Origin of the sequence: Buchnera aphidicola str. Ua (Uroleucon ambrosiae) (assembly GCF_000225465.1) — a bacterium.
GTDB lineage: Bacteria > Pseudomonadota > Gammaproteobacteria > Enterobacterales > Enterobacteriaceae > Buchnera > Buchnera aphidicola_B.
This window is the reverse complement of record NC_017259.1, coordinates 602,804-615,380: the sequence shown is the minus strand read 5'-3', so window position 1 is coordinate 615,380 and position 12,577 is coordinate 602,804. Positions and strand designations below refer to the sequence as shown.

General features: G+C 23.8%; 10 protein-coding genes and 1 tRNA gene. 6 read left to right on the top strand and 5 right to left on the bottom strand.

All coding sequences use genetic code 11. The features are described 5' to 3' along the window. Nucleotides 1-191: 191 nt before the first annotated feature. Nucleotides 192-779 (top strand): YfgM family protein, encoded by a 588-nt coding sequence (locus BUAMB_RS02900; protein WP_014500266.1) that lies wholly within the window; start codon nucleotides 192-194, stop codon nucleotides 777-779. A 78-nt stretch (nucleotides 780-857) separates the two neighbouring features. Then, nucleotides 858-2,210, top strand: a complete 1,353-nt coding sequence (gene der / locus BUAMB_RS02895; RefSeq protein ID WP_014500265.1) for a ribosome biogenesis GTPase Der — start codon at nucleotides 858-860, stop codon at nucleotides 2,208-2,210. Here der and fdx read toward each other — a convergent pair. The 5 genes from fdx to BUAMB_RS02870 form a co-directional block, all read right to left on the bottom strand. Further along, the gene (gene fdx, locus BUAMB_RS02890; protein ID WP_014500264.1) at nucleotides 2,207-2,545 is read right to left on the bottom strand and encodes an ISC system 2Fe-2S type ferredoxin; all 339 of its coding nucleotides are present in this window, start codon (nucleotides 2,543-2,545) and stop codon (nucleotides 2,207-2,209) included. The genes der and fdx overlap by 4 nt on opposite strands. Further along, nucleotides 2,546-4,375 (bottom strand): Fe-S protein assembly chaperone HscA, encoded by a 1,830-nt coding sequence (hscA, locus tag BUAMB_RS02885; protein WP_014500263.1) that lies wholly within the window; start codon nucleotides 4,373-4,375, stop codon nucleotides 2,546-2,548. It abuts the gene before it with no gap. A 9-nt stretch (nucleotides 4,376-4,384) separates the two neighbouring features. Then, a complete protein-coding gene (hscB, locus tag BUAMB_RS02880; RefSeq protein ID WP_014500262.1) occupies nucleotides 4,385-4,906 on the bottom strand; it encodes a Fe-S protein assembly co-chaperone HscB in 522 nt (173 codons plus the stop codon). Nucleotides 4,907-4,987: 81 nt separating this feature from the next. Next, complete coding sequence (gene iscU / locus BUAMB_RS02875; RefSeq protein WP_014500261.1) at nucleotides 4,988-5,374, bottom strand: Fe-S cluster assembly scaffold IscU; 387 nt, start codon at nucleotides 5,372-5,374, stop codon at nucleotides 4,988-4,990. A gap of 27 nt (nucleotides 5,375-5,401) precedes the next feature. Further along, nucleotides 5,402-6,616 (bottom strand): IscS subfamily cysteine desulfurase, encoded by a 1,215-nt coding sequence (locus tag BUAMB_RS02870; RefSeq protein ID WP_014500260.1) that lies wholly within the window; start codon nucleotides 6,614-6,616, stop codon nucleotides 5,402-5,404. A 168-nt stretch (nucleotides 6,617-6,784) separates the two neighbouring features. On the opposite strand from BUAMB_RS02870, the gene BUAMB_RS02865 reads away from it, so the two are divergent. The 4 genes from BUAMB_RS02865 (at nucleotide 6,785) to BUAMB_RS02850 (ending at nucleotide 12,542) form a co-directional block, all read left to right on the top strand. Further along, nucleotides 6,785-6,857: transfer RNA gene (locus tag BUAMB_RS02865), tRNA-Trp, on the top strand. A 246-nt stretch (nucleotides 6,858-7,103) separates the two neighbouring features. Further along, nucleotides 7,104-8,957 (top strand): dihydroxy-acid dehydratase, encoded by a 1,854-nt coding sequence (gene ilvD, locus BUAMB_RS02860; RefSeq protein ID WP_014500259.1) that lies wholly within the window; start codon nucleotides 7,104-7,106, stop codon nucleotides 8,955-8,957. Nucleotides 8,958-8,992: 35 nt separating this feature from the next. Continuing rightward, nucleotides 8,993-10,465, top strand: a complete 1,473-nt coding sequence (ilvC, locus tag BUAMB_RS02855) for a ketol-acid reductoisomerase (RefSeq protein ID WP_014500258.1) — start codon at nucleotides 8,993-8,995, stop codon at nucleotides 10,463-10,465. Between the two features lie 64 nt (nucleotides 10,466-10,529). Beyond that, nucleotides 10,530-12,542, top strand: a complete 2,013-nt coding sequence (locus BUAMB_RS02850; protein WP_014500257.1) for a UvrD-helicase domain-containing protein — start codon at nucleotides 10,530-10,532, stop codon at nucleotides 12,540-12,542. Nucleotides 12,543-12,577: the final 35 nt, after the last annotated feature.

The following is a 12,577-nucleotide window of genomic DNA, read 5'->3' as shown; positions in this document are numbered from 1 at the left end:
GTATTCTTTAGCATTGATTATTAAAGAACTTATTACATTAACTAACTGTGCATAATTAGTGTTTTTTATGTGAATAACTTGTTTATATGTTAGTATTTTATACAAAATTAGCTACAATATTTTTTTATAAATATTTATACTTGCATTCATTGCAGAAAAATAAAAAAAATTACATTATATAGAGAATAAAAATGTTTAATATATCAAAAAAAAATATTTCTTTAATTGTTTCTTTTTTTCTTATTATAGGTTTAATGATATTATGTTGGAAAATATTTACGAACAATCAAAAAACTGATCAAAAACAAGATCTAAACCCGTCAAAATATGAAAATATTATTAAAAAAATTAATAATAAAAATGTTCAAAATTTACATGAAGCAGAAAATTTTATTATAAAAAACAAAAATATTTATGGCACTTTAACTGCTTTATCGTTATCAAAAAAATATATTTTAAACAACAAACTAAACGAAGCATTCATTGCATTAAATAATAGTTTAGAATATACCAAAGAAGAAAATTTAAAGATTCTTTTACAATTAAATATAGTAAAAATAAAGATAGAAAAAAATCAAAATAAACAAGCAATAGAAATACTTAAACAAATTCACAATCATAATTGGGATAATATTATTGAACAAATAAAAGGTGATATATTTATCAATATAAACAAGAAAAAGGAAGCCATTCAATCTTGGAAGAAAAGTTTATTAACAGAAAATTCTAATGCATCTAAAGAAATAATTAATATGAAAATAAACAATATAAAAGACTAAAAAAAATAATAAATGCAAAACAAAAACATACAACGTTTTTATTTAAAAAAAATTTTTAAACAAGAGTATATAATAAAAATGATACCTATTATTGTGCTAATTGGCCGTACTAATGTCGGAAAGTCAACTTTATTTAATGTTCTAACAAAAACAAAAAACGCACTAGTAGCAAATTATCAAGGAATTACTAGAGATAGACAATATGGTTATTGTCAATTAGAATCAGATCAAAAAGTAATATTAATTGATACAGCAGGATTAGATATAAAATGCAATGAAATAGAAAAAAAAGCATGCATACAAACATTACAAGCAATACAAGAATCAAATTTAATTTTATTTATAGTAGATGCTCATGATGGATTAATGCCGCAAGAAAATGAAATTTCCAAAATAATAAGAAAATATCATAAAAAAACTATTTTAATTATTAATAAAATTGATGGTATTAATAAAATTTCTAATATAAATGAATTTTATTCATTAGGATTTAAAAAAATTCAAAAAATTTCTGCTATTCATAATCAAGGTATAAATACTTTAAAAAACAAATATTTAGCCCCATGGATAGAAAAAACATTTCAAAAAACGAAAAACAACAATAACAAAATAGAAAAATTACCAATAAAAATCGCTTTTATTGGTAAACCAAATGTAGGAAAATCTACTTTAATTAATAGTATTTTAAATGAAGAAAGAATGATTACATGTCATGTACCAGGAACAACATTAGATAGCATATCAATACCAATAATATATAATAATAAAAATTATATTTTAATTGATACAGCAGGAGTATCTAAAAAAAAACGAAACACTAATATTATTGAAAAATTTTCAATTATTAAAACACTGCAAACAATTGAAAAATCAAATATTGTATTATTAATAATAGATGCAAGTATTACAATATGTCATCGAGATTTATCATTAGCTAATTTCATTATCAATTCTGGAAAAGGTGTTGTTATTATTATAAATAAATGTGATTTATTAAATGCAATAGAAAGAAAAAAAATAGAAGAAATTATTAAACATAAAATAAAATTTCTTCATTTTTTAAGAATACATTTTATATCTGCATTATATAAAAAAGGTATTTTTCAAATATTTAACTCTATTTATGAGTCTTATCAAGAATCTCAAAAAAAAATCAGTACAGCTATACTAACAAAAACAATGCATATTGCAGTAAAAAAACATCAACCACCTATGATTAAAGGACAAAAAATTAAGTTAAAATATGCACATTTAGGAAGTTCTAATCCACCAAAAATCATTATACATGGTAATCGAATAAAAAATATATCATTATCATATAAGAAATATTTAATAAATTTTTTTTATAATACTCTTAAAATCAAAGGTACTCCTATCCAAATAAAATTTAAAGAAAATTTAAATCCATATGCAAAGAAAAATCACGATTAATATTTTTCTGTAGTATAATTTAAATTGTATAAAGGAATTTCTACTTCAATATCTAAATCTCCAATAATAGCTTGGCAACTCAAACGACTTTCAGCTTCGAGACCCCAAGCTTTATCTAAAATATCATCTTCTTTCTCAGACCAACCTGAAACAGATAAAAATCCCTTTCTTATAATACAATGACAAGTACTACATGCACATGATTGTTCACATGCATGTTCTAATTTAATATTATTTTTTAATGCAACGTGTAATATTGTTTCTCCTTTTTTTGCCTGTAATTTAGCACCTTTCGGTAATATAATTTTATGAGGTAAAAATAAAATATTAGGCATTTATACATCCTCTTTTAAACTATTTAAAATAGAAGAACAATTAATCGTCTTTTTTAATTGTAATGAAAAGAAATTAATACTTGCTTCATCTAATTTTTTTAAATTTGTTTTAATAGCAAAAAAATCATCTTGTTCAATAGATTTTTTTAATTTTTCTTCAAAAAATTTTATTTTTTTTAATTCTTTTGAAGAAATTAAATGTTGATATTTTATTAAAGCATTATCTAAAATATTTAATACACGTACAGATTCCATTTTTTTTTCTTCTTTTACTCTAAAGTAATAATCATTTTTAGAATTTTTTAAAGAATTTTCTACTATTTTAGAAATATTAATATTTTTTAATACAGTATTATTATTAATTTGTATTACTTCTTCTTTGTTACTATTTTGTTCTAATACTGTAACATTAATTAATCCATCTGTATTTACTTCAAATGTTACAGAAATACGAACTAATCCAGCTTTCTGAGGTTTGATATCTTTTAAAACAAAACGAGATAATGAAATACAATCTTTGACTAACTCTCGTTCTCCTTGAACAATATGTATAAGAATAGATTTTTGATTATCTTTATAAGTTGTGAATTCTTTTGTTTTTGAGATAGGAAGCGCAGTATTACGTAATATAATTTTTTCAACAAAACCACCCATTACTTCAATACCTAATGAAAGAGGCATGACATCTAATAAAATTATTTTACGTTTAACATTTATATTAAATAACATATTAGCATGAAGTGCTGCACCGATTGCCACAACTTGATCTGGATTAATATCATTTAATAATTTTCTATTAAAAAATTTTGATACTTGATTATATACTAATGGGACACGAGTTGATCCTCCTACCATAATTACTTCTTCTATTTTTTCAATAGATAAATTAATTTCTTCTAAAAGATTAGAGCAAATTAATAATGTTCTTTTAACAAAAGGAATAATAATAAAATTAAATTCATCTCGAGTAATATAACCTTCCCAATTTAAAAAACTAACTTTAACCTTTTCATATTGTGTTAATTTAATTTTGGTAGATTTAGCAATCTTTAATAATGAAGATTGAAAAAAATCATTGCATTGATCTGATAAATTTGATTTTTTATAAATATAATCGGCTAAAACATAATCAAAATCATCGCCTCCTAAATTAGAATCACCACTAGATGCTAATACTTCAAACATACCTTGATGTAATTTTAATATAGAAATATCAAAAGTACCACCACCTAAATCATATACAAAAATAATATCTTTTTTTTGTATTTTTACACCGTATGCAAAAGCTGCTGCTGTTGGTTCATTTAATAATTTTACTAAATTAATTTTAGCTAAAATAGCTGCTTGTTTAGTTGCTTTTTTTTGAATATCATTAAAATATGCTGGAACTGTAATAATACTTGCATGTATTTCTTGATTAAACAAAAAAATAGCTCTTTCTTTGAGATTTTTTAATATATGACTAGAAACATCGACAGGAGTAATAACACCAGCATCTGTGTGAAAAAAAAGACCTTTTTTTTCATCTTCTTCTATAAAATATGGTAAAATAGGAAAAGTATTTTTGACAAAATTCAAAGAACGGCCAAGTAAACGTTTAACAGAACTAATAGTATTAGAAGGATCTTCAATAGTATTTTTTAAAGCATCCCAACCTACTGTAACAGTATTTTTTTTATAATGTACAACAGATGGTAATAAATAACGTTTTTGTTCATCTAGTAACAATCTGACACGATTTTGTATTACCGTAGCTACTAATGAATAAGTAGTACCAAGATCAATACCTAACAATAATTTTTTTTTGCATTTTTTTTTCAAAAAAATCATATATATACCCTAATTTTCTTGTCTTAAAAATAAATTACGTTCTTTTTGTAAATTAAATTTTATTTTTCTTAAAAATAATAATTTTTCTATTAAAAAAATAATATTTTTGTAGTTTTCTTTTTCAAATTCTAATTCAATATTTTTTTGACAATTTTCTATTTTATTGATTACTTTTTTTATAATATTTTCCCAATTTTCTTGATTAAAACAATTTTTTTTTAAATGATCTATTTCTTCATATAAAGAAAAGTATTTTGTTAAAAAATGATTGTGATTTAATAAAACAGTGTCTGTATTTATTTTAAAACCCTTTAAATCAAGTAAATATATCGCTCTACTTAAAAAATCTTTTAAGGTCTTATAACCTGTATTTAATTCTATTGATTTTTTAAAACTATTTTTTTTTAAATTGGTATCATAAATAAATAAATCAGGATGAAATTTTGATTGTAATGTATAAAAATTTTTAGCAAGTAATTTTTGATTAATTTGAAATTGTTTTGGTAAATTAAATAATGTAAAATAATCCATAATTTCACCTATATTATAATATTTATTATGAAAAATTACATGTTGAAAGAAAGTATTCTTTCAACACTTAATTTAATATAATTAATTTGAATATTTTTTACTTTTATAATCTGCAATAGCAGCTTTAATAGCATCTTCAGCCAAAATAGAACAATGGATTTTTACTGGAGGAAGTTCTAATTCTTCTACTATAGTTGTATTTCGAATAGATTCAGCTTCTGTAATAGATTTACCTTTAACCCATTCAGTTACTAATGAACTTGATGCTATAGCAGAACCACAACCATATGTCTTAAAACATGCATCTTCTATGATTCCTTTTTCATTAACTTTAATTTGTAATTTCATTACATCACCGCAAGCAGGTGCACCTACTAAACCACTTCCAACATTATTATCAGAATTAGAAAAGGAACCAACATTTCTTGGATTTTCATAATGGTCCATTACTTTTTTACTATAAGCCATATTAACATTACCTTATATTAATAAAATTTAATTATGATCCCATTCTATACTATTTAAATCAACTCCTGATTTGAACATTTCCCATAAAGGAGAAAGTTCTCGCAATTTATTAATAGATTCATGAACTAATTTAATTGTATGTATAATATCTTCTTGTGTAGTAAATCTACCTATGGAAAATCGAATAGAACTATGAGCTAATTCATCCTTAATACCTAAAGATTTTAATACATAAGAAGGTTCTAAACTAGCAGAAGTACAAGCTGAACCTGAAGAAACAGCTAAATCTTTAAGTGCCATAATTAATGATTCACCTTCAACATAATTAAAACTAACATTTAATATGTGTGGAACTCCTTGTTGTAAATCACTATTTAAATATACCTCTTCAATATTTTTAATACCATTCCAAAGTAAATTTCTTAATTTTGTTGCATAAAGAAAATCATCATGTATTTTTTCTTTTGCCATCCTAAATGATTCACCCATACCTATAATTTGATGCACTGCAAGAGTCCCTGAACGCATTCCTCTTTCATGACCTCCTCCATGTATTAAAGGTAACAAACGTATACGTGGTTTACGACGAACATAAAGACCCCCAATTCCCTTTGGACCATAAACTTTATGAGCAGAAAAAGACATTAAATCTATATCTATTGCATTTAAATTAATAGGAATTTTCCCTATACTTTGAGTTGCATCTACATGGAAAAAAATGTTGTAATTTTTACAAATTTTTGAAATACTATTAATATCTTGTATAATACCAATTTCATTATTTACATGCATTATAGAAATAAGTATAGTATCTTTTTGAATACTATTTTTTAAATCATTTAAATCAATAATACCATTATTTTTTGGAGTTAAATAAGTAACATGAAATCCTTTACTTTCAAGATATCTACAAGAATCTAAAACCGACTTATGTTCTGTTTTACTTGTAATAATATGTTTACCTTTTTTTTTATGAAAAAAAGCTATTCCCTTTATGGCTAAATTATTTGATTCTGTAGCTCCAGAAGTAAAAATAATTTCACGAGAATCTGCTACAATTAATTCTGATATTTGATTGCGTGCAATATCTACTGCTTCCTCAGCATCCCAGCCAAATTTGTGCGAACGTGATGCAGCATTCCCAAATGTACCGTCTATTGTTAAATAATTCATCATTTTTTCTGCAACTTGATGTTCTATTGGTGTTGTTGCTGCATAATCTAAATAAACTGGAAATTTCATAAAAAATATTTACCTTTAAATAATATTCTAATATTTATATTCTATCATTTTAAAAAAATTAGGTTTAAAAAATTTTTAAATTTATTATTTTAGAATATTATGTAATACATGCTAGACTTTGATGAATATTAAGAATATAATATTTTTTCAATAATTTTCAAAATTGTTAGGGGCGTAGTTCAATTGGTAGAGCATCGGTCTCCAAAACCGAAAGTTGTAGGTTCAAATCCTTCCGCCCCTGAAATAATCTCACTTGTTGCAAATTTTAAATTAAGATTTTAATGAAAAAAAAATAAAATAATTTAAAAGATATCAACATCAAGTTTTTAATTATATAAAAATATAATTCCTCATTTATTTTCATTTTTAAAAAAAATAATATCTAAAATACTATTTTTTCAAAAACATTATAATTTTAAAATAGTTATAAGAAATTGATATTAAATATTTTTTTAAAAATTATTATTTTTTTCTGGAGTTTTCTGAAATGATTCAATATCGTTCTGTTAAAACCACTCATGGTAGAAATATGTCTGGAGCAAGAGCATTATGGCGAGCTACAGGTATGACTGATGAAGACTTTAAAAAACCAATTATTGCAGTAGTGAATTCATTTTCTCAATTTGTTCCAGGTCATATTCATTTACAAGAAGTAGGCAAACTAATATCTAATGCAATTCAAAAATATGGCGGTGTTGCAAAAGAATTTAACACTATTGCAATAGATGATGGAATAGCTATGGGACATTCTGGTATGTTATATTCCCTTCCATCACGCGAATTAATTTCAGATTCAATAGAATATGTCATTAATGCACATTGTGCTGATGCAATGATTTGTATTTCAAATTGTGACAAAATAACTCCAGGCATGTTAATGGCATCATTGCGACTAAACATACCATCAATTTTTGTATCAGGTGGACCCATGGAGGCAGGAAAAATTAAAAAAAATAATAAAACTGTAAAAATCGATTTAGTTGATGCTATTGTTCATGGAGGAGATTCTAATGCATCAAATAATTTAATTAAAAATATTGAAATATCTGCTTGTCCTACATGTGGTTCTTGTTCAGGTATGTTTACAGCTAATTCTATGAATTGTTTAACTGAAGTATTAGGTTTATCTTTACCAGGAAATGGAACATTACTAGCTACTCATATTGATCGTAAAAATTTATTTATTGAATCTGCAAAAATTATTGTAAAAATTACTAAAGCATACTACGAAAATAATAATAAAGATGTTTTACCTAGAAACATTGCGAATCTAGAATCTTTTCAAAATGCAATGATGTTAGATATTGCAATGGGAGGATCAACTAATACTATTTTGCATTTATTAGCTGCAGCTCAAGAAGCAAAAATCAAATTTAATATGTCAGATATTAATATCATTTCTAAAAAAATTCCTCATATTTGTAAAGTGTCTCCAAGTACTTCAAAATATCATATTGAAGACGTCCATCGTGCAGGAGGTGTAATGGGAATTTTAAGAGAATTAAATCATGCTAATTTATTAAATAAAAACACGAAAAATGTTTTACAACTTAATTTAGAAGAAACATTAAATCAATACGATATTTTTAAAACTAAAAATACTAATATCATTAAAATGTTTCAAGCTGGACCAGGAGGCTTGCGTACAATTAAACCATATTCTCAAGATTTTAGATGGAAAAAATTAGATTATGATCGTCAAAATGGTTGCATTCGATCTTGTAAATATGCTTATAGTCAAGATGGAGGATTAGCAATTTTATATGGAAATTTAGCAAAAAATGGTTGTATAGTTAAAACAGCTGGGATAGAAAAAAATAATTATATTTTTTCAGGAGTTGCTAAAGTATATGAAAGTCAAGAATCTGCTGTAGATGCTATTTTAAATAATCAAATAGTTCCTGGAGATGTAATTGTGATTCGCTATGAAGGCCCTAAAGGCGGTCCAGGTATGCAAGAAATGTTATATCCAACAACATATTTAAAATCTATGAAATTAGAAAAAAAATGTGCATTAATTACTGATGGTAGATTTTCAGGAGGTACATCAGGATTATCTATAGGACATATTTCACCTGAAGCAGCAAATAAAGGGATGATTGCTTTAGTTAAAAATGGCGATATAATTCACATTAATATTCCTAATAGAAGTATTCATTTAGACATCACAAAAAAAGAATTATCTCATCGCTTGATTCAAGAAAATGCGCAAGGAACTTTATCTTATAAACCAAAAAATCGAATAAGATATATTTCTGAAGCTTTAAAAGCATATTCTTTTTTTTGTACGAGTGCTGACAAAGGAGCTGTTAGAGATTATCAAAAACTATCTGATATCTAAATATATATTTTTTAAATAAAATAGGAGTTTTAATAATGAATTATTTTAATGCATTAAATTTTAGTCAAAAAATTAATCAAATAAAAAAATGTCGTTTTATGAAAAAAAATGAATTTAATAACAAAAATAATATTTTAAAAAATAAAAATATAGTTATTGTAGGTTGTGGTGCTCAAGGTTTAAACCAAGGACTTAACATGAGAGACTCTGGATTAAATATTTCTTTTGCATTAAAAAAAAACAGTATTTTAAAGAAAAATCAATCTTGGATCAATGCAACTGAAAATAATTTTAAAGTAGATGATTATGAATCATTAATACCTAATGCTGATTTGGTAATTAATTTAACTCCTGATAAAGAACATCACAATGTAGTAACAACCTTACAAAAATTAATGAAAAAAAATTCTTATTTAGGTTATTCACATGGATTTAATATTGTAGAATTTGGAGAAATAATTAGAAAAGACATTACTGTTATTATGGTAGCTCCTAAATGCCCTGGAACTGAAGTACGAGAAGAATATAAAAGAGGGTTTGGTGTACCTACATTAATTGCAGTGCATAATGAAAATGACATTCATCAAAAAGGTTTAGAAATAGCAAAAGCATGGTCTTTTTCTATTGGATCACATCGTGCAGGTGTACTTGAATCATCTTTTATCGCTGAAGTTAAATCTGATTTAATGGGTGAACAAACTATTTTATGTGGAATGCTTCAAACTGCTTCAATATTATGTTATGAAAAATTAATTACAAATAAACATGATCCTGCATATGCAGCAAAATTAATACAGAATGGATGGGAAACTATTACAGAATCTTTAAAACATGGTGGTATTACATTAATGATGGATCGATTATCTAATCCATCTAAAATAAGAGCTTATAAAATTTCTGAAAAAATTAAAAAAATATTAACATCATTATTTCAACAACATATGAACAATATTATTTCTGGAGAATTTTCAAGTGAAATGATGAAAGATTGGAAAAATAATGATAAAAAATTATTAGATTGGAGAAAACAAACTAAAGATACATCTTTCGAAAAAGCACCTATTTATATTAAAAAGATACCAGAACAAGAATATTATGATCATGGTATATTAATGATTGCTATATTAAAAGCTGGAATTGAATTATCTTTTGAAACAATGATTAATTCAGGTATTATAGCAGAATCAGCATATTATGAATCTTTACATGAATTGCCATTAATTGCTAATACTATTGCAAGAAAAAAATTATATGAAATGAATAAAGTAATTTCCGATACTGCTGAATATGGTAGTTATCTTTTTTTTGAATCAGCATACCCTATTTTAAAAAAATTTATATCTACAACACATATATATGATCTTGGTTCATCATTATTAAACCAATCAACTAATAATATTGAATTATATCAAATTAATGACATGATTCGTAATCATCCTATAGAAATTATTGGACGTAAGCTACGAAGCTATATGAAAGAAATGAAAGAAATTACAGTTGCAAAATAAGAATATCTAAAATATTTTTTAAAATTTTGTAATATATTTTATAAATTAAACTTTGTGATTTTATATGTGTCTAAATATTGTTCAAAAAAAAGCTATTAAATATATCAATGGTCCCTGTTTAATATTAGCAGGGGCTGGTTCTGGTAAAACAAAAGTGATTATTAATAAAATTATTTATTTAATTGATAAATGTAAATATAAACCTAATAACATTGCAGCAATTACTTTTACTAATAAAGCTGCTTATGAAATGAAAATACGTTTATCAAAATATTTAAATTGTTTAAAAGTAAATCAAATTATTGTTTCTACTTTTCATTCTTTAGGATTAAAAATTATTAAAAAAGAGATTAAAGAATTAAAATTAAATAATAATTTCACTCTTTTTGATGAAAAAGATCAGATACATTTATTAAAAAAAATATGTCAAAAAAAAAATATAAATAATATTAAATTATTAAAAAAAATCAATTTTATGATTTCTTATTGGAAAAATCAATTTTTAACACCTAAAAAAGTATATCAATTAACTCAATCTCATGAGGAAGAGTTTTATGCATATATTTATGAAAAATATAATAATTATCTTTTTCAAGCAAATATATTAGATTTTGATGATCTAATTTGTATACCTACATTATTATTAAAAAAAAATAAAACAATACAAACTCGTTGGCAAAAAAAAATTTCTTATTTATTAGTCGATGAATATCAAGATACAAATAATAGTCAATATGAATTAATAAAAATGCTTACTCAGTCTAATTCGAATTTTACATTAGTAGGAGATGATAACCAATCTATTTATACATGGAGAGGAGCAAATCCAAAAAATATTCATTCATTACAAAAAGATTTTCATAATTTAAAAATTATGAAAATGGAACATAATTATCGATCTTCAGGAAGAATATTAAAAGCTGCTAATCATTTAATTGCTCATAATACACATTATTATCTAGAAAAAAAATTATTTTCTCAATTACAATATGGAAAAAGTATTAAAATATTAATAGGAAAAAATGAAGAACACGAAGCTGAAAAAATAGTTAAAACAATTATAATTCAAAACATCAAAAATAATACAAAATATCAAGATTATGCTATTTTATATAGAGGTAACTATCAATCTCGTATTCTTGAAAAAATACTAGTAAAAAAAAATATTCCATATTGCATTTCTGAAAAATCATCATTTTTTGCTCGTCCTGAAATAAAATATTTATTAAGTTACCTACGTCTAATTATTAATCCTCACGATGATTATGCATTTATGCGTATTATCAATATTCCTTCACGTAAAATTGGTAAGATTACATTAAAAAAAATAGAAGAAAAGGCTAATCAAACAAAAACAAGTTTTTTTCAAGTAAGCGATAATTTAGAAATAAATAGTTTTTTAAAAAAAAACACTATTAATAAAATTAAAGAATTTATTTTCAAAATTAAAGAATTTACTAAAAAATCTTTTTTAAAAAAATATAATATTATTGATGATATAATTCATGATATTAATTATAAAGAATGGATTGCTAAAACATTCAAAGAACCTAATAAAATTCAAAATAGCATAAATAATATTAATACTTTATCAAAATGGTTTAAAAATATGCTTGAAGGAAATTCATTTGAACAACCAATGAATTTATCACAAATTGTTGAAAGAATGACTATTCGCGATTTTTCAGATGAAAATACAACAGAAGAAAAAAAAAATCAAGTACAATTAATGACTTTACATGCTTCTAAGGGATTAGAATTTTCTACAGTATTTATTATTGGTATGTGTGAAGGTATTCTGCCTAATCAAAAAAGTATTGATAATAATAATTTAGAAGAAGAAAGACGATTAACTTATGTTGGAATCACTCGAGCAAAAAAACAATTATTTTTTACTTATCCTCAAATATATCAGAAATATGGAAAAAGAGTAAACATGTTACCTAGTAGGTTTTTATCTGAATTACCCCATGAAGATTTAAAATGGGATAAGACATACATTTTAAAACAATCTATTGAAAAAATAGAAGAAAACAAATTTAAAATATATAATCTTAAAAAAATTATAAAAAAATAATATAACATCACAGATAAAATAATTATCAATAAATT